The sequence below is a fragment of the Cryobacterium sp. HLT2-28 genome (assembly GCF_004402495.1).
Lineage (GTDB): Bacteria > Actinomycetota > Actinomycetes > Actinomycetales > Microbacteriaceae > Cryobacterium > Cryobacterium mannosilyticum.
The window spans coordinates 125662-148875 of the sequence record NZ_SOFH01000018.1 but is presented as its reverse complement, the minus strand read 5'-3'; the positions used below and the strand labels follow the sequence as shown (position 1 = coordinate 148875).

General features: G+C 70.5%; 18 protein-coding genes. 6 read left to right on the top strand and 12 right to left on the bottom strand.

What is annotated here, in order from left to right:
- Positions 1 to 142 precede the first annotated feature (142 nt).
- The 6 genes from E3O48_RS08320 to rsmI form a co-directional block, all read right to left on the bottom strand.
- Positions 143 to 1078, bottom strand: coding sequence for a 4-(cytidine 5'-diphospho)-2-C-methyl-D-erythritol kinase (locus tag E3O48_RS08320; RefSeq protein ID WP_134538059.1), 936 nt, complete (start codon positions 1076 to 1078; stop codon positions 143 to 145).
- 4 nt (positions 1079 to 1082) lie between these two features.
- Complete coding sequence (gene rsmA / locus E3O48_RS08315; RefSeq protein ID WP_134538201.1) at positions 1083 to 1982, bottom strand: 16S rRNA (adenine(1518)-N(6)/adenine(1519)-N(6))-dimethyltransferase RsmA; 900 nt, start codon at positions 1980 to 1982, stop codon at positions 1083 to 1085.
- 167 nt (positions 1983 to 2149) lie between these two features.
- Entirely contained in the window at positions 2150 to 3109 is a 960-nt protein-coding gene (locus E3O48_RS08310) for a TatD family hydrolase (RefSeq protein WP_134538058.1), read from the bottom strand.
- Positions 3102 to 4664: a methionine--tRNA ligase gene (gene metG / locus E3O48_RS08305; protein WP_134538057.1), complete on the bottom strand. Its 1563-nt coding sequence runs from the start codon at positions 4662 to 4664 to the stop codon at positions 3102 to 3104. Before metG ends, E3O48_RS08310 begins: the two co-directional genes overlap by 8 nt.
- 41 nt (positions 4665 to 4705) lie before the next feature.
- Positions 4706 to 5737, bottom strand: coding sequence for an NADP-dependent oxidoreductase (locus E3O48_RS08300; protein ID WP_134538056.1), 1032 nt, complete (start codon positions 5735 to 5737; stop codon positions 4706 to 4708).
- Between the two features lie 132 nt (positions 5738 to 5869).
- Complete coding sequence (gene rsmI / locus E3O48_RS08295) at positions 5870 to 6736, bottom strand: 16S rRNA (cytidine(1402)-2'-O)-methyltransferase (RefSeq protein WP_134510826.1); 867 nt, start codon at positions 6734 to 6736, stop codon at positions 5870 to 5872.
- Positions 6737 to 6775: 39 nt separating this feature from the next.
- Here rsmI and E3O48_RS08290 point away from each other — a divergent pair, with 39 nt between their 5' ends.
- The 3 genes from E3O48_RS08290 (at position 6776) to E3O48_RS08280 (ending at position 10786) form a co-directional block, all read left to right on the top strand.
- Positions 6776 to 8302: a dolichyl-phosphate-mannose--protein mannosyltransferase gene (locus E3O48_RS08290; protein ID WP_241982458.1), complete on the top strand. Its 1527-nt coding sequence runs from the start codon at positions 6776 to 6778 to the stop codon at positions 8300 to 8302.
- 203 nt (positions 8303 to 8505) lie between these two features.
- Positions 8506 to 9606 carry an acyl-CoA desaturase gene (locus E3O48_RS08285; protein WP_134510824.1) on the top strand — a complete coding sequence of 367 codons (1101 nt, stop codon included), beginning with the start codon at positions 8506 to 8508 and terminating at the stop codon, positions 9604 to 9606.
- Between the two features lie 190 nt (positions 9607 to 9796).
- Positions 9797 to 10786, top strand: coding sequence for a YeiH family protein (locus E3O48_RS08280; protein WP_134538054.1), 990 nt, complete (start codon positions 9797 to 9799; stop codon positions 10784 to 10786).
- Positions 10787 to 10828: 42 nt separating this feature from the next.
- Here the strand turns inward: E3O48_RS08280 and E3O48_RS08275 are convergent, their stop codons facing one another.
- On the bottom strand, positions 10829 to 12004 hold the full coding sequence (locus E3O48_RS08275) for an FAD-dependent oxidoreductase (RefSeq protein WP_134538053.1): 1176 nt from the start codon (positions 12002 to 12004) through the stop codon (positions 10829 to 10831).
- A 123-nt stretch (positions 12005 to 12127) separates the two neighbouring features.
- Between E3O48_RS08275 and E3O48_RS08270 the strand changes: the two genes are divergently transcribed.
- From E3O48_RS08270 to E3O48_RS08260, 3 genes are all read left to right on the top strand, one after another.
- The gene (locus E3O48_RS08270) at positions 12128 to 12574 is read left to right on the top strand and encodes a CoA-binding protein (protein ID WP_174774774.1); all 447 of its coding nucleotides are present in this window, start codon (positions 12128 to 12130) and stop codon (positions 12572 to 12574) included.
- A 63-nt stretch (positions 12575 to 12637) separates the two neighbouring features.
- Positions 12638 to 14014, top strand: coding sequence for an L-serine ammonia-lyase (locus E3O48_RS08265; protein WP_134538051.1), 1377 nt, complete (start codon positions 12638 to 12640; stop codon positions 14012 to 14014).
- A gap of 118 nt (positions 14015 to 14132) precedes the next feature.
- The gene (locus E3O48_RS08260) at positions 14133 to 14711 is read left to right on the top strand and encodes a LysM peptidoglycan-binding domain-containing protein (RefSeq protein ID WP_134538050.1); all 579 of its coding nucleotides are present in this window, start codon (positions 14133 to 14135) and stop codon (positions 14709 to 14711) included.
- A gap of 97 nt (positions 14712 to 14808) precedes the next feature.
- On the opposite strand, the gene E3O48_RS08255 is transcribed toward E3O48_RS08260, so the two are convergent.
- The 5 genes from E3O48_RS08255 to E3O48_RS08235 all read right to left on the bottom strand — a co-directional run bounded on the left by E3O48_RS08255 (position 14809) and on the right by E3O48_RS08235 (position 23036).
- Positions 14809 to 15858, bottom strand: a complete 1050-nt coding sequence (locus tag E3O48_RS08255) for a Gfo/Idh/MocA family oxidoreductase (protein ID WP_134538049.1) — start codon at positions 15856 to 15858, stop codon at positions 14809 to 14811.
- A 56-nt stretch (positions 15859 to 15914) separates the two neighbouring features.
- Positions 15915 to 18428: an RNA helicase gene (locus E3O48_RS08250; RefSeq protein ID WP_134538048.1), complete on the bottom strand. Its 2514-nt coding sequence runs from the start codon at positions 18426 to 18428 to the stop codon at positions 15915 to 15917.
- A gap of 61 nt (positions 18429 to 18489) precedes the next feature.
- Positions 18490 to 20568, bottom strand: a complete 2079-nt coding sequence (locus E3O48_RS08245; RefSeq protein WP_134538047.1) for a glycosyl hydrolase — start codon at positions 20566 to 20568, stop codon at positions 18490 to 18492.
- Positions 20569 to 21300: an HlyD family secretion protein gene (locus E3O48_RS08240; RefSeq protein WP_134538046.1), complete on the bottom strand. Its 732-nt coding sequence runs from the start codon at positions 21298 to 21300 to the stop codon at positions 20569 to 20571.
- Positions 21297 to 23036, bottom strand: a complete 1740-nt coding sequence (locus tag E3O48_RS08235; protein ID WP_134538045.1) for a glycosyltransferase — start codon at positions 23034 to 23036, stop codon at positions 21297 to 21299. Before E3O48_RS08235 ends, E3O48_RS08240 begins: the two co-directional genes overlap by 4 nt.
- Between the last annotated feature and the right edge of the window lie 178 nt (positions 23037 to 23214).

Below are 23214 nucleotides of genomic sequence, written 5' to 3'. Positions count from 1 at the left end.
TGAGCCCCGCGCCCCCGGTTTCCCGCCCCGGTTTCCCGCCCCGGTTTCGCCCCCCGTGGCCTGACTGTTGCCGGGCCGGACATCTGTTGCCGGCACACCGGCAACAGGTGTCCGATTCGGCAACAGTCGCGGCAAACGGAAGCTAGTCGTGGATGATGCGGGCGCCGTGCACCGGGCCGGTGGCACGCACCACGTGCAGCCGGGAGGCGCTCAGCGCGACCTGCAGCTCCAGGGCGCTGTCGGCATCCTGCACCAGGAACGCCACGGTGGGGCCGGAGCCCGAGAGGATGCCCGCCAGCGCCCCGTTCGCCTCGCCGAGTTCGAGCACCCGGGCCAGTCCGGGGGCGAGGTGCAGCGCCGGCGCCTGCAGGTCGTTGTGCAGCGATTCGGCGAGCATGGCAGGGTCGCCGGCGCGGAGCGCCTGCAGCACGTTGGCGTCGACGGTGGGCTGGAGCTGGGCCGGGAAGATGTCCTGGGCGTGCCGCTCGCGGTGCCGGTCGAGTTCGCTGTAGACGGCGGGCGTCGACATGCCGAACTCGGCGAGGGCGAGGACCCAGTGGAACTGGCCCTTGGCCAGGGCCGGGCTGAGCCGGTCGCCGCGGCCGGTGCCGATCGCGGTGCCGCCGGTGAAGGAGAACGGGACGTCGGCGCCGAGGGTGGCTGCGATGCCGAGCAGGTCGTCCCTGCTTGCCTCGGTTCCCCACAGGGTGTCGCAGGCGAGGAGGGTGGCCGCGGCATCCGCGGACCCGCCGCCCATGCCGCCGGCGATCGGGACGTTCTTCTCGATGGACAGGCGCACGCCGCCGCGGAAGCCTGCCTTGCGGGCCAGCGCCCGGGCGGCCTTGATCGCGAGGTTGCTGCCGTCGACGGCCAGGCCGGAGGTGTCGATCGATCCGTTGAACTCGACCGAGAAGTCGTCGGCCGGGTAGGCACGCACGTCTTCGTAGAGGGAGACCGCCTGGTAGGCGGTTGCCACCTCGTGGTAGCCGTCTTCGAGCACGGCGCCGACCTTGAGGAAGACGTTGATTTTGCCCGGTGCCCTCGCGTGCACCATGGGAGATGCGGCCGCGTTGGTCATGTGACTAACCTAGCCCAGCCGCATCGGCTTCTCGTGCCCCGGAACGCCAGGCGCGGGCGATCGCGAGGAAGTCATCGACGGTGAGCTGTTCGCCGCGCTCGGTGGGGTCGATCCCGGCCTCGGCCAGGATCGTCGACGCTCTCGCCGAGTCGCCGAGCACGCTGGACAGCGACTGCCGCAGCATCTTGCGGCGCTGCTGGAAGGCCCCGTCGACGAGGGCGAAGGTGGCCAGGCGCAGTTCCTCGCTTTCCAGCGGGACTGCCCGTCGTTCGAAGGCGATCAGGATCGAGTCGACGTTCGGGACCGGCCAGAACACCTGGCGGCTGACCTTGCCCGCAGTGCGGAACTGTCCGTACCAGGCGGCCTTGACGCTCGGGCTGCCGTAGACCTTCGAGCCCGGCGGGGCGGCGAGGCGCTCGCCGACCTCGGCCTGCACCATCACCACACCGGCGCGGATCGAGGCGAAGTGCTCGAGCAGGTGCAACAGCACCGGCACGGACACGTTGTAGGGCAGGTTGGCGACCAGTCGGGTCGGCGCGTCGGGGATCTCGGTGATCTTGAGCGCGTCGGCACGGATGACGGTCAGCGGCGCGCCCTCGTGCATGAGCTCGACGGTGAGCGGAAGTTGCTCGGCGAGACGTTCGTCGATCTCGACGGCCACGACCCGGGCGCCGGTCTCGAGCAGGCCGAGGGTGAGGGAACCGAGGCCGGGGCCGACCTCCACGACGGTGTCGGCGGCGCTGATGGCGGCGACCTTGACGATCCGGCGCACGGTGTTGCCGTCGATGACGAAGTTCTGGCCGAGCTTCTTGGTGGGGTTGACGCCCAGCATCTCGGCGAGGTCGCGGATCTCGGCGGGGCCGAGCAGGGTGCGGGGTCGCCCGACCACCGGCTCCTCGACCATCGGAGCCGGCTCGGCCGGTTCCTCGACCACCGGAGCCGGCTCGGCCGGGGCGGCGTGACGCCCCGGGACGCGGTCCGCGTCGACGTCCGGGTCCGCGGTTCCGGACTGCGAGTCGACCGTCGGCGCCGCGGGTTCCTCGCCCGCCGGGTAGCCGTGCCTCGGTTCGGTCACGCGATGCCTCCCCGGGGGGCGGTCCGGGTGGAGGTCACGGCGTCGGGCGCGGTCACCGGTTCGGCGTCCCACCGCCCGTAGACGAGCTCGGTGTTCGAGGAGATCTGGGCGGCGAGCATGGTGACATCCGTTTCGAGGTGGTCGGCCATGGCGCGGAGCGTGTGCGGCAGAAGGTAGGGGGCGTTCGGGCGGCCGCGGAAGGGCGCGGGGGTGAGGAACGGGGCATCCGTCTCGACCAGGATCAGCCGGCGCGGTATCGCGGCGAGGGCGCCCCGCAGGTCGTCCGCGTTCTTGAAGGTCACGGTGCCGGAGAAGGAGAGGTACCAGCCGTTGTCGGCGCAGATCCTCGCCATCTCGGCGTCGCCGGAGAAGCAGTGGAACACGGTGCGTTCGGGGGCGCCGACCCGGAGCAGGGTCTCGATGACGTCGGCGTGGGCGTCGCGGTCGTGGATCTGCAGGGCGAGGCCGTGCTGCTTGGCGATCTCGATGTGCGCCTCGAACGACCGGTGCTGGGCGGCGCGCCCCTCCGGACCGGTGCGGAAGAAGTCCAGGCCGGTCTCGCCGACGGCGACGACCCGGGGCAGCGCGGCGAGGGCCGAGATCTCGGCCAGGGCGTCGTCCAGGGTGCCGGCGGCCTCATAGACGGGGGCTTCATTGGGGTGGATGGCGACGGCCGCGAGCATGCGCGGCTCGGCTCCCGCGGCCGCCGCCGACCAGCGCGACGTCGCCAGGTCCCCGCCGACCTGGATGACGCCGCGGACGCCGACGCTGGAGGCCCGGTCGAGCTGTTCGGCCACGCTCAGCCCCTCGTCGCCGTCGGCGATTTCGAGGTGGGTGTGGTTGTCGTAGACCGGGACGACGAGCGGCTCCGGCAGCGGCGGGTAGCGCAGGTCGCGGCCCGCGGTCTGCTCCCGGCGGCGCACCGGTTCGGTGGCCGAGCCCGGAGTGTCAGCCAACCGTGGCCTCGATGCGGGGGAAGAGCGCCTCGAGCGGGGACACGTGGGTCCCACCGGTCCACTGCCAGGCCTGGTCGATGCGCACGTCGGTGAGCTCGCCGCTGCCGCCGAGCGCCTGCCAGAGCTTCGCGGTGGCCTGGGGCACGATCGGCGAGAGCAGCACGGCGAGGGTGCCGAGCCCGCGCACGGCGGTGAACAGCACGGCCTCGAGCCGGGCCCGGTTGGCCGGGTCCTTGGCGAGGGCCCACGGTTCCTGGCTGGTGATGTAGCCGTTGAGCTCGTCGACCAGCTCCCAGATCGCGGCGATCGCCTCGTGGATGGCCAGGCGGGAGATGGCCTCGCCCGCGGCATCCGTGGCCCGCTTCTCGGTGGCGCGGATCAGGTCGTCGTCCTGGGAGAACACCGTGGGGGTCGGGATCTCCCCGTCGCAGTAGCGCACGACCATGGCGATCACGCGGGAGGCGAGGTTGCCGAACCCGTTGGCGAGCTCGGACTGGTAGCGGGCGGAGAGGTCCTCCCAGGAGAACGACCCGTCCTGGCCGAAGCTGATCGCCCGCATGAAGTAGTAGCGGAACGCGTCGGAGCCGAAGGTGTCGGTGATCTGGCTCGGGGCGATGCCGGTGAGCTTGGACTTGCTCATCTTCTCGCCGCCGACCAGCAGCCAGCCGTGGCCGAAGACCCGGCGGGGAACCTCGATACCGGCCGCGAGGAGCATGGCCGGCCAGATCACGGCGTGGAAACGGAGGATGTCCTTGCCGACGATGTGGGTGGCGGGCCAGAGCCGGCTGAACTTCTCGTCGTCGTGGCCGTAGCCCGCGGCGGTGATGTAGTTGAGCAGCGCGTCGAACCAGACGTAGACGACGTGGCTGTCGTCCCAGGGCACCTTGATGCCCCAGTCGAAGCTGGAGCGGGAGATGGACAGGTCGGACAGGCCCTGCTTGACAAAGGAGATGACCTCGTTGCGGGCGGCGGCGGGCTGCACGAAATCGGGGTTGTCCTCGTAGAGGGCGAGGAGCTGGTCGGCGAAGGTGCTCATCCGGAAGAAGTAGTTCTTCTCATGCAGCAGTTCGACCGGGATCGAGTGGATCGCGCAGACCTGCACTCCGGCGAATTCGCCGGTGCCGTCGATGAGGTCGCTCGGCTGCTTGTACTCCTCGCAGCCCACGCAGTAGAAGCCCTCGTATTCACCCGTGTAGATGTGCCCGGCGTCGTAGAGGTGCTGCAGGAACTTCTGCGCGTTCACCTCGTGGCGCTCGTCGGTTGTGCGGATGAAGTCGTCGTTCTTGATGTCGACGGTCTGCAGCAGGGGCTTCCACGCGGTCTCGACCAGGCGGTCGGCCCATTCCTTCGGCGTGACGCCGTTGGCGATGGCGGTGCGCAGGATCTTCTGCCCGTGTTCGTCGGTGCCGGTCAGCAGCCAGGCATCTTCACCGGCCTGCCGGTGCCAGCGCGCGAGCACATCGGCGGCCACCTCGGTGTAGGCGTGCCCGATATGAGGGACATCATTCACGTAGAAAATCGGCGTGGTGATGTAGAAGGATGAGCCGTCGGACATGCCCTCCAGCCTACTGGGAGCAGCGGATGGCGCCTGCCCTGTTACGGCGCGAGCCCCCGGCGGCCCTCACCGGAGTGGAACACCGGTGAACTCGGTCGCCGGGTCGGCGGATGCCCGAACACCGGCGGCAGCACCTCGCGGGCCGGCGGCCCGGCGACCCGGCCGGGCTTGTCCACGGTGGCCTCGGATTCCCGCATGGTGAGACCCCGCACCTTCTGCAGGGTGTATCCGACCGGGTGCAGGCCGAGCACGATCTTGCCGTGCGCGTGCCCGGCCTCGAGCTCGCGGTAGGCGTCCTGCACCTGGTCGAAGGGGTAGATCGCCGCGACCGGCACGACGATCTGACGGTCGGCCACCATCCGGGCGATCTTGGCGAGCAGCACGGTGTCGGTCGTGTCGGAGGAGCGGAGGTTGGCGAGGGAGGCATCGCCGCGATGATCCAACTCGGCGTCGATTCCGTTCGGTGCGAGCCTGGTCAGCCGCTCGGCGAGGCCCGGTCCGTACTCGACCGGCACGACCCCGAGCTGGCGGAGGCGGTCGAAGCTCTCCGGGCTGGCCGTCCCGATCACGGTGGCGCCGCGCAGCCGGGCAAGCTGGGCGGCGATGCCGCCGACCCCGCCCGCGGCGGCGTGCACGAGCACGGTGCGGCCGGGGCGGGGGTTCACGTCCTGCACGGCCCGCCACGCGTTGGCCGCGGCGACGTACAGACTGCCGGCCACCTCCCAGGCCAGGGAATCGGGCTTGCGGATGATGTCGGTCACCGGAACGGCGATGAGTTCGGCCTGTGCGCCGCGGACGGTGTGCCCCATCACCTCGTCACCGACCTTCCATCCGGTGACGCCGGTGCCGAGCCGCCGAACGATTCCGGCGAAGTCACTGCCCTGTCCGGCCGGGAAACGCGCAGGCCATTCCACGTCGAGACGACCCTCTCTGATGGCCGTCTCGACCGGGTTCAATCCCGCCGCGACAACGTCGACGACGACCTCGCCGGGGCCGGGAACGGGATCCGGAATCTCGACGATCCCGAGGACTTCCGGGCCGCCGTATTGGGAGAACCTCACCGCGTGTGTCATCGGTCACCTCCGGTGTCGCCTGTCAGGCTGTCACCTATCGTGGTTAACCACGAGCATCCCTCATTTGTTCCCCAGTGCGAACCTGGCGGCCCTCACGACAGGAAGCGGCAGGACGGGGGAGAACGGGCCAGGTCAGCCGAGCGGCAGGTCCGAGTAGTCCGGCTTGTCGGGCGCGGTCCCGCCGGACTTCTGCTGCAGCGCCGCCTCGTAGAGGTCGCGTTTGCCGAGGCCGGACGCGGCGGAGACATCCGCGGCGGCCTCCTTCAGTCGGGCGCCGGCCGCGACCAGGGCGAGCACCTCGGCGACTCCGGTCGGCAGATCGAGCACGCGCGCCTCGGCGCCGGCGACGACGATGCAGATCTCGCCCTTGACGCCCGCCGCGGCCCACTCGGCCAGTTCGGCCGCGGTGCCCCGTTTCACTTCCTCGTAGAACTTGGTCAGCTCCCGGCACACGACGACACGGCGGTCGGCGCCGAGCACGGCTCCGAGGTCGGTGAGGGATGCCGCGAGCCGGTTGGGCGACTCGAAGAAGACCATGGTGCGCCGCTCGGCCGCCACCTCGCGCAGCGCGGTGACCCGGTCGCCGTGCTTGCGCGGGAGGAAGCCCTCGAAGGTGAATCGGTCGGTCGGCAGCCCCGACACGGCGAGCGCCGTGAGCACGGCCGACGGGCCGGGCAGCGCCGAGACGACCACGCCGGCCGCGACCGCCGCGTCGACAAGATGGAATCCGGGGTCGGAGACGGTGGGCATCCCCGCGTCGCTGAGCACGAGGACATCCGTGTCCCGGGCCAGCTCGGCCAGCTCGGCCGCCTTGCCGCGTTCATTGTGGTCGTGCAGGCTGATCAGTTTCGGCCGGTTCTCAATGCCCAGGGCCTTGAGCAGATGCACGGTGACGCGGGTGTCTTCGGCGGCGATCACCGTCGCGGTCGTGAGGGCCTCGACGAGCCGACGGGAGACGTCGCCGAGGTTTCCGATCGGGGTGGCAGCGAGGATGATCATGCTCCCAGTCTCGCAGTCGCGGCTCACTACGATGGTCAGGTGCTCCTCAACAGCCGCTGGTTCTCCTGGGCCGGCCCCCTCGCAGTGACCGCGCTGGCCGCGATCCTGCGACTCTGGAACCTCGGCAGCCCGCACTCCCTCGTCTTCGACGAGACCTTCTATGTGAAGGACGCGTGGACGCTCTTCACCAATGGATACGAATCGACGTGGCCGGACAAGGCGGATGCGCTCTTCGCGTCGGGGCACACCGACATCTTCACGATGAACCCGGCCTTCGTCGTGCACCCGCCGCTGGGCAAATGGCTCATTTCGCTCGGAATGGCCGCCTTCGGCCCGGACAGCAGTTGGGGCTGGCGGATCGTGACCGCCGTGATCGGCGTGCTCGCGGTCGTGCTCCTGATGCTGATCGCGAAGAAGCTTTTCGGGTCGACGGTGCTCGCGGTGCTGGCGGGTTTCCTGTTCGCGATCGACGGCAACGCCATCGTGATGTCCCGGGTCGCCCTCCTCGACAACTCCGTCATGTTCTTCGCGCTGCTCGGCTTCGGCGCCGTGCTCCTCGACCGGGACTGGCACGCCGGCCGGCTCGACGAGTGGATGGCCCGGCGCCGGGAGGCCGGGCGCGAGCCAGGCTGGGGTCCGACCCTCTGGTGGCGACCCTGGCTGCTCGCCGCCGGCCTCGCGTTCGGGCTGACCTGCAGCGTCAAGTGGTCAGGCCTCTACTTCCTCGCCGCGTTCGGCGTCTACCTGGTGGTCGTGGATGCGCTGGCCCGCCGGCGGGCCGGCGTCGCGTTCTGGTGGAGCGCCGCCGTGCTCAAACAGGCGCCGGCCACCTTCCTCCTGCTGGTGCCCGTCGCGGTGACCACATTCCTGCTCTCCTGGACCGGCTGGGTCGTCACCTCCGAGGGCTTCTACCGCAACTGGGCGGCCTCCCCCGGTGCCGCCTGGACCGGGGCCCTGGCCTGGGTGCCCGATTCGGTGCAGAGCTTCTGGCACTACCAGGTGGCCGCCTACACCTATCACGTCGGCCTGGCCACGCCGCATCCGTACCAGGCCAACCCGCTGACCTGGCTGTTCATGATCCGCCCGACGAGCATGTACTACCGGGGCTCGTCGCTGGGCGAGAACGGCTGCGACTTCAGCACCTGCGCGGAGGCGATCACGGGGATCGCCAACCCGCTGATCTGGTGGGCCGCGACGGCCGCGATCCTGTACCTCGTCTACCGGCTCGCGCGCTACCGCGAATGGCAGGTGGGCCTGATCCTGATGGGCATGGTCGCCGGATACCTGCCCTGGCTGATGTACCTCGGCCGCACCGTGTTCCAGTTCTACACGATCGCGTTCGAGCCGTACCTGCTGCTCGGCCTGACCTGTGCGATCGGGATCTTCCTCGGCCTGGTGCCCGGGCTGGGGGACGGTGCGGGCGGCCGGCGCACCGGCATCCGCGTCCTCGTCGGCTCCCTCGTCGCCGCCGCACTGGTGAGCGCCTACTTCTATCCGCTCTGGACCGGGACGCAGACATCGTTCCTGTTCTGGCAGCTGCACATCTGGCTACCCAGCTGGCGCTGACGCGAACGGATTCCGTCCCGAATCCTTGGTTCCGAAAGTCGCATTGAAGCCGCCTTGATATGCCTCGGATGGCATATAACGACTGGGAAACACGTGTGAATTCACACCATCAGCCGGGGTCCCGCCCGTACACTTGCGATATCTGTTTTACGAGTAATTGCTCCACTACCGACTGAGAAGTCCAGATTCAGACCAAAGGCCTCATGTCGGAAGCAACCGTCGCACCCACGGTGCGCATCGTCAAGACCCGCCCGGGCGGCGACTCGAAGAATCCCACGACCGAGTACTCATCCTTGCTGCACACCGTGCGCAACCTGGGGCTCTTGAAGCGCGCGACCGGGTTCTACTGGTTCGTCTTCTCCCTGCTGGTGCTCGCCACCGCCGGCGCCGCCACCGGTTTCGTGCTGCTCGGCGACAGCTGGTACCAGCTGATCATCGCCGCGGTTCTCGGCATCATCCTCACCCAGTTCGCGTTCCTCGCCCACGAGGCCTCGCACCGCCAGGTCTTCCAGTCGGGTCCCGCCAACGACCGCGCCGGCCGCATCCTCGCCAACCTGTTCGTCGGCATCAGCTACGCCTGGTGGATGAACAAGCACAGCCGCCACCACGCCAACCCGAACGTGGTCGGCAAGGACCCCGACATCGACCCCGACTTCATCGTCTTCCGCGAGGAGGACGCTGCGAAGGTCAGCTGGCTCGGCTCGTTCGTCACCCGCAAGCAGGGCTACCTGTTCTTCCCGCTGCTGATGGCCGAGGGGTTCAACCTGCACGTGCAGGGCTTCAAGACGGTCTTCGGTCGCGGCAAGGTGGACAAGCGCTGGCTCGAGATCAGCATGCTGTCGACCCGCATCATCCTCTACGTCGCCGTGATCTTCTACTTCCTGCCGCTCGGCATGGCCTTCGCCTTCATCGGCGTGCAGCTCGCCGTCTTCGGCGTGTACATGGGAGCGTCCTTCGCGCCCAACCACAAGGGCATGCCGCAGCTGCCGCACGAGAGCAAGGTGGACTTCCTCCGTCGCCAGGTGCTGACCTCGCGGAACATCCGCGGCGGCACGTTCATGGACACCTTCATGGGCGGCCTGAACTACCAGGTCGAGCACCACCTGTTCCCGAACATGGCTCGCCCGCACCTGCGAAAGGCGCAGGAGATCACCAAGGAATACTGCCAGTCGCACAACATCCTCTACACCGAGACGGGCCTGTTCCAGTCCTACGGTATCGTGATCGCCTACCTCAACAAGGTCGGGCTCTCCGCCAGGGACCCGTTCGACTGCCCGATGGTCGCCCGCTTCCACCACCGCTGACCGCTCGGCGCCCGCCAACACCCGCCGACCACTCCGCCGAACTGAGAGCAAAGCCGTCTTTTCCCCGGGGAAAAGGCGGCTTTTCTCTCATCTCGGCGGGGATCGACGGGGCGGTGACGAGGCTCCGCGGGCGGGACGCGGGCACCAGGCCGGTTCCGGGCGGACCGCCCGGCGGCGTAGGCTCGGAGAAATGTGGCTGCCGGGTGTGCTCGTCGCGGCCGCCGCCGCCGTCCTCGCCGGGATCGTCCACGCGGTCGTGCCCGGGTTCCCGCTGCTCACCGTCGCGGTCGTGCTCGGCATTGCGGCCGGCCAGCTGCCGGCGCTGCGCCCGGCCCTGGCCGGCGTCCTGGCCCCGGGACTCTCCGTCGCGGCCACCCGGATCATGCGGCTGGGCATCGTGCTGCTCGGGCTCAAACTCAGCCTGGTCGACATCCTCGGGCTCGGCTGGCTGACGATCGTGACCACCGTCGCGATCGTGCTGCTCACCTTCGCCGGCACCCTCTGGCTCGGCCGGAGGCTCGGCCTGCCGGGAAACCAGCCGCTCCTGATCGCGACCGGGTTCTCGATCTGCGGCGCCTCCGCGATCGGGGCGATGAGCGGCGTGGTCAAGGCGAAGGATGAGGAGACCGCGACCCCGATCGCCCTGGTCACCCTGTGCGGAACCCTGGCGATTGCCGTGCTGCCGGTGCTGTGGCATCCGCTCGGCCTGACCGACCTGCAGTTCGGGCACTGGGTGGGTGCGGGCGTGCACGACGTGGGCCAGGTCGTCGCCACCGCCCAGGTGGCCGGCCCGGCCGCCCTCGCCGTGGCCGTCGTCGTGAAACTCACCCGGGTGCTCATGCTCGCGCCGATCGTGGCGACCGTGGCGGTGCGCGAGCGGCGCCGTGACGCGCGCGGCCCGGCGACGGATGTCCCGGTCGCCCGGCCGCCGATCCTGCCCCTGTTCGTGGCCGGCTTCCTCGCCGCGGTGCTGCTGCGCACGTTCGTGCCGCTCCCCGGCGGGCTGCTCGCCGGCGCGGACATCCTGCAGACCTACCTGCTCGCGACCGCCCTGTTCGGTCTCGGCGCGGCGGTGGACCTCGACACGATCCTCCGCACCGGCGGCCGCGCCCTGGCCGTCGGCCTGCTCTCCTGGACCCTGATCGCGGCCCTCGCCCTGGTCGCCGTGCACTTGGCCTGACCCCAGGCACGCGAGAACCGCGCGGATGCGCGCGGATCCGCGCTAGCGCCGCACGAGCCAGCCGCCCGGGCCGGGGCCGGGCTCCCGGGAGAGAGCGAACAGGGCTGGGGCCGCGGCAGTGTCCGTGGCCAGGTCGGCGAGAATCCGGCCGACCGTCGGCGTGAACTTGAAACCGTGCCCGCTGAATCCCGCGCCGACGACGACCGGTCCGACCCGGTCGAGCACGAAGTCCTCGTCGACCGTGGTCGTGTAGGTGCAGCTGACCGGGTCGCAGGCGTCGGGGTCGGCGCCGGGGAGCCAGTCGCGCACATAGCGTTGCAGGGCCGCGAGCTGAACCGGCTCCGGCCGGAAGCTGCGAGCGTCGGGGTCGGTGACCTCCCCCACGCCGTGCCAGCCCGCCTTGACGCCCTGGCCCGGCGTGTACATGCCGTAGACCGGCGAGTACCAGTAGCCGTACCGAGCCTCGGCCGGGTCGAAGGCGTGGTTGAAGCCGGGCCACCCGGTCTCGGCGGCGGCCGCGGCATCCGTCGACCGGTCCCGCAGCGCGAAGTGTGCCGGCTGCTCCTGGGTGACCCGGAGCCGCGGCACCGGGAGCACTCCGCCCAGCAGCGAACTCGTCCAGGCGCCGACGGTCACGACGGCGCGCCGCGCCTCGATGGTGCCGGCCTCGGTGGTCACCCGCACCCGGTCGTCCCCGAGCACCTCGAGGCGCAGCACCCGGGTCTCATGCCGAATGGAGGCTCCGGCGGCGGCCGCGGCGGCCTGCAGGGCTCTCACCGCGGCATCCGCGTTCAGCCGGCCGGCGTCGGGGGTGTGCAGTACCCTGCCGTCGAAGCGGATGCCCGGCCACCGCTCCGCCGCGGCCTCCACCGAGAGGAACCCGGCCCTGAGCCCCGCACCGGCCAGCGCCTTGGCCACGGCGTCGAAGTCGCGGTTCGGCCCGTGATTGACGACACCGACCTGCTCCAGCAGCCGGGATCCGGTCGTGGCCTCCAGCTCCCGCCAGAGCGGCAGCGCCTCAGCCAGCATCGCCACGTAGGTCGGGTCGGAGTAGGCCGTGTTGAAGTTGCGGGAGGCGCCGTGCGACGCCCCGTTGGTGTGCCCGGGCGCGAACCTTTCGAGCAGCGTCACCCCGCGGCCCCGCCTGGCCAGCTGCCACGCGGTCGCCGACCCCATCGCCCCGCCGCCCACGACAACCGTCTCCACTGACTGCACCATGAGCCCATCCTGTCAGCCGCGCGGCCCGTGCGGGAATGGGCGACCCTGGCTCGGGCGTTGCAGGTAATGAAACGGCAGATCGGCGACAGCGCTCCGGTCCCGGCCGGCACAAGGAGGAACACCATGACCACGAGCACCTGGCCCGAACCCGACGACGACACCGTGGGCCGAATCCTGCGGGGCGCATCCTCGATCGCGATCGTCGGGGCCTCCCCGCGGCCGGACCGGCCGAGCAACGAGGTCGGCGCGTACCTGCAGGGCACCGGCGCCTACCGGGTCTACTTCGTCAACCCGCGGGCCGACGTCATCCTCGGCGAGAAGGCCTACCCCGACCTTGCGTCGCTGCCGGAGGTCCCCGACATCGTCGACGTCTTCCGGCGCGCCGACGACGTCCCGCCGGTCGTCGACGAGGCCATCGCGGTCGGTGCGTCCACCGTCTGGCTGCAGCTGGGCGTCTGGAACGAGGCCGCCGCCAGGGCCGCCGAGGCCGCGGGCCTCACCGTCGTGATGGACCGCTGCATCAAGATCGAGCACGCCCGGCTCCTCGTCGGGGCACGCACAGCCGGTTAGCCCCCGGCGCCGCTCCCGCGACCGCCTCCCGCCGAAGCCCGACCCGCGCCGTACGATGGTCGGATGACAGCGTACGTGTCGGCTCTCGACCTCTTCTCCATCGGGATCGGTCCATCCAGTTCCCACACGGTCGGCCCGATGCGGGCCGCCCTCACCTTTGCCACCCACCTGGCCGAATCCGGCAGGCTGGGCGACGTCGCCCGGATCAGCTGTTCGCTCTACGGGTCGCTCGGCTCCACCGGCCTCGGCCACGGCACGCCGGACGCGATCCTGGCCGGCCTCGCCGGGCTCGAGCCGGAAAGCTGCGACCCTGAGGCGGTCCGCCACGCCTGGTCGGGCCTCGCCGAGGGTGCCACGCTCCTCCTCGCCGGCAGCCACCCCATCCCGGTCCGGCGCGACGACATCAGCTTCGAACCGCGCACCCGGCTGCCCGGCCACCCGAACGCGCTGACCCTGCGGGCGTGGGGCGAGACGGATGCCGCGCCCCTCTTCGACGAGACCTGGTACTCGATCGGCGGCGGCTTCATCCGTCGCGACGGCGACCAGCCGCAGGTGCGCACGCTCGCCGCCGCCCCCATGCCGTACGCGTCCAGCGCCGAACTCCTGGCGCTCTGTGACCTGCACGACGCGTCCATCTGCGATGTCGCCCGCGCCAACGAGGAGGCCATCCACGGCCCCGACCGCCTCAATGCGGGCCTCGACGCGATCTGGGACGCCATGCACGTCTGCGTGGAGGCCGGACTGGTCGCCACCGGCATCCTGCCCGGCGGTCTCAAGGTGAAACGGCGGGCCGCCGCCGTTCGCATGCAGCTGGAGGAATACGAGAGTCAGCCGGTGCGTGAACGCGACACGTCGACGGAGTGGCTGCACGCGTTCGCCCTGGCCGTGAACGAGGAGAACGCCTCCGGCGGGCGGGTCGTGACGGCCCCGACCAACGGAGCCGCCGGCATCATCCCCGCCGTCGGGCACTACTACCTGCGATTCGTGCCGGGGGCGAACGCCGCCGGCATCCGTCGCTACCTGCTCACCGCGGTCGCGATCGGCTCCCTGGTCAAGGCGAACGCCTCCATCTCCGGGGCGGAGGGCGGGTGCCAGGCCGAGGTCGGCTCTGCCTGCGCCATGGCCGCCGGTGCGCTCTGCGCCGTGCTCGGCGGCACCCCCCGCCAGGTCGAGAACGCGGCCGAGATCGCCATGGAACACCACCTGGGGCTCACCTGCGACCCGGTCGGCGGCCTGGTGCAGGTGCCCTGCATCGAGCGGAATGCGATCGCGTCGTCGACCGCCGTCTCCGCGGCCCGGCTCGCCCTGCACGGCGACGGCACCCACCTCGTCTCCCTCGACACCGTGATCGAGACCATGCGCCAGACCGGCCTGGACATGATGACCAAGTACAAGGAGACCAGCGAGGGCGGCCTCGCCGTCAACGTGATCGAATGCTGAGCGACTGAAACAGCCATCGGCAGCCCGCTTTTGCTGCCGAGTCAGCCGATTCCGGCCCGGACGGCCTAAACTGGCCGGACGCCGGCCGAGACGCCGACCTGTTTCCGGGGGGATGAGCATGGGCACCGTCACGACGTTGCACGACAGGCACGACAGGCACGACAGGCACGACCACGGCCGCGTTCGGCCGCGCCGGACGCAGCCCAGGCCGGGCGCCGCGGCCCGAAGGCTCGGACGGGTTGCGCTGACCGGCCTCGCCGTCGCGGTTCTCCTCCCGGCCCTCGCCGGGTGCTCCACTCCCCCTGCGCCCGTCGTCACCGCCACCGTGCTCGTCACGCCGACGCCGACGCCGACCCCCACGCCGACGCCCACACCCACGGTTCCGGAGGTGATCATCCCCAACCCGCCGGCGCCGGAGACGACCCCGAACGCCGAGGCCGGGCCGGCCGTGCCGCTCCCGGACGGGCCGGCAGTCGACCAGGGTGCCACCGCGGGCGCGCGCGGCGCCCCGGCCACGGATGCCGCCGGCAACCTGAGCACGTACACGGTCGTCGAGGGCGACGACTTCTTCGCCATCGCCCAACGCTTCGACCTGCCGGTGCAGCAGCTGCTGCGGATGAACCCGTCAGTCTCGGGCCTCGGCGAGAACATCTACATCAGGAACATCATCAATCTCGACTGGACCGCCAAGCGCTGACGCCCGGGCGGGGCGCCCGCACCCAGTGCGGGAGCAGCCAGTGCGGGAGCAGCAGGTGCGGGAGCAGCCAGTGCGTGAGCAGCCAGTGTGTAAGCAGCTAGTGCGTGAGCAGGTTGATCCGTTCGATGATGCTGATCACCCTGAGCGAATCCTCGGGGTCGACCGGCACCGGCGCTCCCCGGAGCAGGGCATCCGCCAGCCCGGTGTAGAACGACACGTAGCTGCCCCGCTCGGCGGGCACCGGGGTGAGGGCCCCGTCGATTCCCAGCACTCCCCAGGTCGACTCGTCGTCGACGCCGAAGCCGGGATCGGTCGGCCGCGCGCCGGCCTTGAGCGCCTCTTCCTGGCCGTCGAGGCCCCACTTGGTGTAGCCGGATTCCGAGCCGAGCACGTGGAACCGCGGGCCGGCCTGCGCCGCGATCCCGTTCATCCAGAGGTGTGAACGCACCCCTGAGCCGTGGTGCAGGGCCACGAAGGTGTCGTCGTCCGCGGTTCCGCCCGGGCGCCGGGTGAGGGTTTCGGCGTAGATGTCGTCGATCGGGCCGAACAGCACCAGGGCCTGGTCGATCAGGTGCGCGCCGAGGTCGAACAAGACGCCACCGCCCTCCGTGATCGTCGCGGCGGCCTTCCAGGACTTCGACTGCTCGGGCTTCCACCATTCGAACCGCGACTCGAACCGGCGCACCGTGCCGAGCCTCCCGGCATCCAGCAGGGCCTTCAGGGTGAGGAAGTCACCGTCCCAGCGCCGGTTCTGGAACACGGTCAGCGGGAGCCCCAGCCGGTTGGCCTTCTCGATCAGCGCCCGGCCGTCCCTGCTCGTCACCGCGAACGGCTTGTCGACGACGACGGCCAGCCCGGCGTCGAGGGCTGCGTGCGCGAGCGGCACGTGGGTGGCCGACGGCGAACCGATCACGACCAGGTCGAGGTTCGCGGCCTCCGCGAAGAGGTCGTCGGAGCTGTCCACCAGCCGGGCCCGCGGATACCGTTCGCCGGCCACCGCGCGCCGGGCCGGGTCCTTCGTCACGATCAGGTCGAGGGAGAACTCGGGGTTCGCGTCGATGAAGGGGCTGTGGAAGAGCCGGCCGGAGGTGCCGAAACCGATCAGGCCGGTGCGGATCGGGGCATCTGGAACGTGGGTCGTTGGCATGCCCCCACCGTACTCCGGTGCCGCCGCATGCCGGAGGCCGGAGGCCGGAGGCCGCCTTACAGCCGGTTGACCCCGGTGACCCGAAGCACGGCCGCGCCGAGCTCGTCGGAGGCGGCCAGGTCGATCGTGGCGCTGATGCCCCAGTCGTGGTCGCCGGCCGGGTCGTCGAAGATCTGCCGGGCGGTCCATTCGGTGGCGCCCTCGTCGAGGATCAGCAGGCCCGCCCCGCGCGCATTCGCCCCGGCGAGCAGCTCGTCGTGCTCGGCGAAGTAGCCGTCCATGGCGTCGGCCCAGGCATCCGCGGTGAAACCGTGTTCGCGGTCGAGTTCGCCGAGCTCGTCGTAGTGCTCGAGCGCCGCCAGTTGCACCCGGCGGAACAGCTCGTTGCGCACGAGGATCCGGAAGGCTCGGGTGTTCGTCGTCAGCCGGCGCGGGGCCGGCGGCAGCACCGAATGGGCCCCGGCCTCGTGCACGGCGAGGTCGGGGTGGATGAGCTCCTCCCACTCGTCGAGCAGGCTCGAGTCGACCTGGCGAACGAGCTCGCCGAGCCATTCGATCAGGTCGAGCAGGTCCTCGGTCTTCGCCTCGTCCGGGATGGTCTGCCTGGCGGCCCGGTAGGCGTCCGACAGGTAGCGCAGAACGACGCCCTCGCTGCGGGCGAGCTTGTAGAAGGCGATGAACTCGCCGAACGACATCGCCCGCTCGTACATGTCGCGCACGACCGTCTTCGGGCGCAGGGCGAAGTCCGCGATCCACGGCTGCGATTCCTTGTAGGTGTCGAACGTGTAGGTGAGCAGTTCCTCGAGCGGCTTGGGCCAGGTGATCTCCTCGAGCAGCGCCATCCGCTCGTCGTACTCGATCCCCTCCCGCTTCATCGCGTTCACAGCCTCACCGCGCGCGGCGAACTGCTGGCCCATCAGCACCGGGCGCGGGTCGTCGAGGGTCGCCTCGACGATCGAGATCATGTCCAGCGCGTAGCCGGGGTCTTCCACGTCGAGCAGGTCGAACGCGGCGAGCGCGAACGGGGACAACGGCTGGTTGAGCGCGAAGTTCGGCTGCAGGTCCACGGTGAGGCGGATGTCCGTGCGCCCGGTCCGCGGGTCGACGTTCTGCTCCACGACTCCCGCCGCGCGCAGCGTCTTGTAGATTCCCAGCGCCCGCCGGGCGTGCGCGAGCTGGCGCTTCCACGGCTCGTGGTTGTCGAAGACCAGCGAGTGGACGTGGGCGTACGCGTCGCCGCCGCGCCCGATCACGTTGATCAGCATCGCCGCGGTCATCTGCATGCTCGACTGCATGGTCTCCGGCTCGGCCGCGACGAGGCGCTGGAACGACGGCTCGCCCCAGGAGACGAAGCCCTCCGGCGCCTTCTTGCGGATGATCTTGCGTTTCTTCTTCGGGTCGTCGCCGGCCTTCAGGGTCGCTTTGAGGTTGTCGGTCTCGTGATCGGGCGCCTGCACGGCGACGGTGCCGGCGGTGTCGTAGCCGGCCCGGCCGGCCCGCCCGGCGATCTGGTGGAATTCGCGCGCGTTCAGCTGGCGCATTTTGACGCCGTCGTACTTGGTGAGCGCGGTGAACAGCACGGTGCGGATCGGCACGTTGATGCCGACGCCGAGCGTGTCGGTGCCGCAGATGACCCGGAGCAGGCCGCGCTGGGCGAGCTGCTCGACGAGTCGGCGGTACTTGGGCAGCATCCCGGCGTGGTGCACGCCGATGCCCATCCGGATCAGCCGGGACAGGGTCTTGCCGAAGCTGGTGGTGAAGCGGAACCCGCCGATCAGCTCCGCGATCGCCTCCTTCTGCTCCTTGGTGGCCACCTTCACGCTGCTCAGCGCCTGCGCGCGTTCCAGGGCGGCCGCCTGCGCGAAATGGACGATGTAGACCGGAGCCTGCCCGGTCTTGAGCAGGTCCTCCACGGTCTCGTGCACGGGCGTGGTCTCGTAGAAGTAGTGCAGCGGCACGGGCCGTTCCACGCCGGTGACGACCGCGGTGGGCCGGCCGGTGCGCCGGGAGAGGTCGTCGGCGATGACCGTGACGTCGCCCAGGGTGGCCGACATCAGGATGAACTGCACCCGCGGCAGCAGCAGCAGGGGCACCTGCCAGGCCCAGCCGCGGTCGGGGTCGCCGTAGAAATGGAATTCGTCCATCACGACCTGGTCCACCTGGGTGTCCTCGCCGCTGCGCAGCGCGAGGTTGGCGAGGATCTCCGCCGTGCAGCAGATGATCGGGGCGTCGGAGTTCACCGAGGAGTCGCCGGTCATCATGCCCACGTTCTCGGCGCCGAAGATGTCGACGAGGGCGAAGAACTTCTCGCTGACGAGCGCCTTGATCGGGGCGGTGTAGAAGGTGCGCCTGCCGGCGGACAGGGCGGCGAAGTGCGCTCCGACGGCGACCAGCGACTTGCCCGTGCCGGTGGGGGTGCTCAGGATGATGTTGGCCCCCGACACGATCTCGATCACGGCCTCCTCCTGGGCCGGGTAGAGCGCCAGACCCTGCTCCCCTGCCCAGAGTTCGAACGCCTCGAACAGGATGTCCGGGTCGGTGACGTGCGGGAGCGCGGTGAGAGTAGCCATGATCCTTCGATCCTGCCCTATTCCACTGGGCGTCCGCTCCGGCGGGCGCCAACGGCGGTTGTCAGCGGCGGCAGTAGAGCCAGGCGAGCAGGTAGGCGCGGCTGTTGCCGTCGTCGATGCGGTCGGCCGGCAGCGCCGCGACGGCGCTCAGCGCGGCGGCGGCCGCATCCGGCCCGGCGAGCGCGGAATACATCAGCAGGTAGTCGCCGAAGAGAACGTCGAACCCGTTCGGCGCCGCGTCGGCGAGGTTGGCGCGCACCCGGTCGGGGTTGCCGCCGAGGTAGCCGGCGACCGGGCTCATCGGCAGCACGAGGATGCCGAGCATGGCGCTCGGCTCGGGGCTGAACCAGGTCGCGTAGTCGCGTTTGCCGCCCCAGACCAGCGAGCTGACCGGGTGCTCGAACCCGGAGTAGACGGGATCGTCCCGCGGGAAGTCCGTCCAGTAGGCGAGGGCGGATGCCGCCTCGGCCGAGAGAAGCCAGGCGGCCTCGGTGCGGAGCTCTGCCTGTCCGCTCGCCGCGGCCCAGAGGGCGAGGCCGTTCCAGGCCGTCACCGCCTCCGAGCTGGACTCCTGGTTGTTGCCATCGGCGAACGGGGCCGTGCCGCTGGCCCAGGAATGGCCGGCATAGGCGTCGAACACCCGGCGTTGGGGGAACACGTCGCTCGGCCCGCTCGTGGCCAGGTCTGCGGCGAGCAGGTTGAGCACGGGCGCCCAGCGGGCGGCGAGCGCCGGGTCGTCCGCGGCGGCGACCCCGGCCGCGTAGAGGAAATAGCCGTAGTGGAAGTGGTGGTCGTTGAACGAGTCGGACCCGAACGACGCGGCCAGGCCGACCAGGCCGCGCGCGGCCGGGTCGTAGACGAAGCAGCGGGTGCTCCGGTCCGAGCATCCGGTCGGCTCGAACCACCGGCCGAGCTCGTCGACCAGGCGTTTCCGGATCGTGGCCGCCGCCCGGTCGGCGCCGACCTGCTCGGCGACCTTGAGCAGGTTCGCCGCCCGGTACAGCGCCTTTCCGCCGAAGTAGGTGTCCTCGGGGAACGCACCGGTGCCGTCGACATCCGCTCCTACCTGCGCGGCCAATCGTTCTTTTGCGGCCGCGTCCAGCCCGGCCAGGTCGAGCGAACCGGCCGCGTCGAGCCGGGGCACCGACCAGGCCAGGGCCGTCCCGGCGCACAGCCGGAGCTCGCCGTAGACGCTCGGGTAGCTGCCGAGCGAGCATTCCGTGCCGGCCGCTCGATCCGACTGGTGCGGCATCGCCGCGATGAGCGTCGGGCCGCCGTCCGTGGTGCGATAGCGCAGGCTGGTCGTCGCCCGGTCGGCGGTTATCGTGTAGGCCAGGCTCGTGCCGACAAGCGGATGCCGGGCCGCCTCGGCGAATCGGCCCGGCGACCCTCCCTCGGCGATCGCGTACCAGGTGGCGGTCTGCCCGGCCCGGAGCGCGAGCGTGGTTCCGCGCTCGTCCAGTGTGCCGGCGCCGGCCAGGCCGTACCGGGTTCCGGCGACCTCGACCGTCCAGGGGCCGCCGCCTCCGGCTGCGTCCTCGCCGCCCGCAGCCTCGCCCGTGGCGGTCATCGCGGTGGCCAGGCGCACGTCGACGTCCCGGGTGGCGGTGAAACTCACGAACGGGGACCCCTCGGCGATCACGGTGCGGCCGATCTCGCCGTCGTCGTCCCGCTGCGTGATGGTGACCGAGGCCTCGTCGTAGCCGGTGACGACCTGGCGGCGGGCGCCGACATCCGCCGTGATCGCCCCGGTGAAGCCGCCCATGATCGCTTTCGGTCCGGTTGTCACGGTGGGCACCCCGAACGCGAATCCGCCCGCGGTCAGCTGGAACGACAGCGGCAGCGGGAAGACGGGCATCGACACCTCCCCGAAGACCAGCCCGGAGAACCACCGGTTGGTGGGCGGAATCAGGCCGACCGCCAGCCGCGCCGCCGGCAGGGCTGCGACGGTGCGCTCCGGCACCCCCGCGACCAGCGGGGCGATCGTGTCCCCCGCGAAGATGTCGGCTCCTCCACTGCCGGAGGCGTCCCCGGTCTCCGCCTGCCTGGCCCCGGCCGCCGAACAGCCGGAGAGGGCCAGCAGCGCGAGCGCCAGGCCCGCGGCGAACCGTCCGATGTCACCCGGCCGATGCGCTGCCATCTAGAGTCCGATCTTCCGCAGGAAGTCGCTCACGCCGTCGCCCACCCCGGCGAGAACGCCGTCGTCGCGGAGCATGAGAGTGGCGGTGACCGGGGTGCCGCGGGCGACCAGCCCGTTGTTGTCCCCGTCAACCAGCTGGTCGCTGGCCACCCGCACGGTGGTCTCGGCCCTGCCGTCGGCGGTCTGCACCTCGATCGACTCGATCCGCCCGCTGACCTGCCGTTGATTGGGCAGCAGGATGTCCACGGCAGCGCCGTCTTCGACCCTGGCGTAGTCGCGCGGGGTGAGCGCATAGTCGGCCGAGACGAAGAGCGACCCGGCCCGGTCGATCATCGCCAGCACCTGGCCGGCCTGCACGAACGACCCGCGCTCGGTGCTGAGGTCGGTGACGGTCCCGTCGACCGAGGCCTTCAACGTGATGATGCCGCTGGCGGCGACGCTGTACGCGACCGTGTCCGGCTTGACCAAACCCTCGGCCAGGTCGGCCTGGAGTGAGGAGCTCTGCAGGGAGAACAGGTCCTGGCCGGCGTGCACCCGGGTTCCGGCGTCGACGAACCGGTCGATCACCGTTCCGCCGTAGTCGATGCCGACCGGGTACCGCTCCGCCTCGATCGACGCGGAGATGCTCGCCACCCGGGCCTGCCGCTGGTTGAACACGATCGTGAGGCCGGCCACCAGGACCAACACGGCCGCGAGGCCGGCCAGGAGCCTGAACCGGTTGCGCCAGGTCACGAGGCGACCGCGATCCCGTGGCCGGCACGGTCATGGCCGGCACGGTCACGGCCGGGCGGCGGGGTCTTCCGGGCGGCCGCCGACCGGGCGAGGCGCCCGGCCGCCCGCCGGGCTGCCCGCTGCCCGCTCACCTCACGCAGCGCCACCACGACGAAGACGCCGAGGATGAGCGTGTTGGTGACGTTCCAGGCCGTGGCCAGGGTGGGCGCGCCGTTGCCGACGTCCCGCCAGATCGCGACCGCCGAGGTGAGCGAGAGGAAGGCGAAGAACAGCACCTGCGGGATCATGAAGTTGAACGGCGAACTGGCCGCGGTGCGGTTCCCCGTGGCGTGCCAGTGCTGTTCCTTGCCCACGATCACGTTGGTCAGCGCGGCCAGGTAGATCGGGAAGGAGATGGTCGCCAGCATCAGCGTCTCCCAGCGGAACGACCCCATCGTGTAGAAGGCGAGCATGATCTGCAGCAGGTAGAACCCGGCGTAGTAGGCCAGCCAGGTGAAGACCGTGGTGGAGAGGTTCATCGGGCGCAGGTCGAAGTAGATCTCCAGCGGCGGCACCAGGAGCAGCAGGAGCGGGCAGATCCCGGTCAGGTAGAAGGATGCCGTGACCAGGTACTGCAGGCGCTGGTCCAGGGTCAGCCGTCGGCGGGGGCTCAGCGGGTTGTGCCGGAGCAGGATCTCGAAGCCGCCGGTGGCCCAGCGGAGCTGCTGTTTCGTGTACGCCTCGACCGTCTCCGGCGCCTGCCCGACCGCGAGGGACAGCGGAATGTAGATCGTGCGCCAGCCCCGCTCGTGCAGCATGAGCGACGTCCAGACGTCCTCGGACTTCGAGTCCGTGTAGATGCCGCCGACCTCGTCCACGGCGCGACGGCGGAAGATCACGTTCGTGCCCACGCAGAACGCGGCGTTGAAACGGTTGCGGCCGGGCTGGATGAACCGGTAGAAGACGGCCTGCATGTAGCCCGCACCACGGGCGATCACCGTGTGCAGGTTGCCGTAGGTCTGCGGCGTCTGCACGAACGCCACGGCGTCATCGGCGAAGAACGGCACGGTCTCGACCAGGAAGTCGGGGTCCGGCACGAAGTCGGCGTCGAAGATGACGAAGAAGTCGCTCCGGGTCAGGCTCAGGGCATGGTTGACGTTGCCGGCCTTGGCGCCACCGTTGCCGAGGCGCCGTACGTAGCGCGCGCCGAGTTCGACGGCCACGTTGCGCACGGCATCCGAATCACCGTCGTCGAGCACCCACGTGGTGTGCTCACCCCGGATTCTCCGGGCGGCGGCGACGGTGCGCCGGATCACGTCCGGGTCTTCGCCGTAGGTGGTGATGAAGACGTCCACGGACACCCGGGCGTCGGCCAGGTGCAGCGGCCAGTGTTCCGGTGAGTCGCCCCACCCGTCCCTGGCGATCTCCCGCGAGTGGAACAACGCCGTCCTGGCCTGGTGGAACGAGAAGTCGCGCGGGTCCTGGGATCCGCTGAGGATCGTCCACATCGACAGCAGAGCCTGGCCGATCAGGATCGACTCCGCGAGGATGACCATCGAATACGGCAACCAGTCGCCGCGGCTGGCGGGGTTCAGGAGGAAGTTCGCGTAGGCGAGGATGCCGATCGTCGCGACCAGCACGAGCATCACCAGGGACGGCGACTGTGCCTTCGTGGCCTCGGCCGGGCGGGGTGGCGATGCCGGCTCGATCTCCAGCGGTGGAACAAAGATTTGGGGTCGCACATGCAGGGTGGTCATCCGGGTTCTCTTTCGGGGTGAAGAGGGTGCGGGGTGTCTGGTCGAAGGCGGGCAGGGCGGCCCGGTGAGTAGCCGGAGGACCCATCGACGCTGCAGCGGGTGGTCTGCGTTTCGCACGGGTCTTCACGGCGACGTCATTGGCGTTCGGTGCCGGCACCCGAAACGGGGTGCCGGTGTT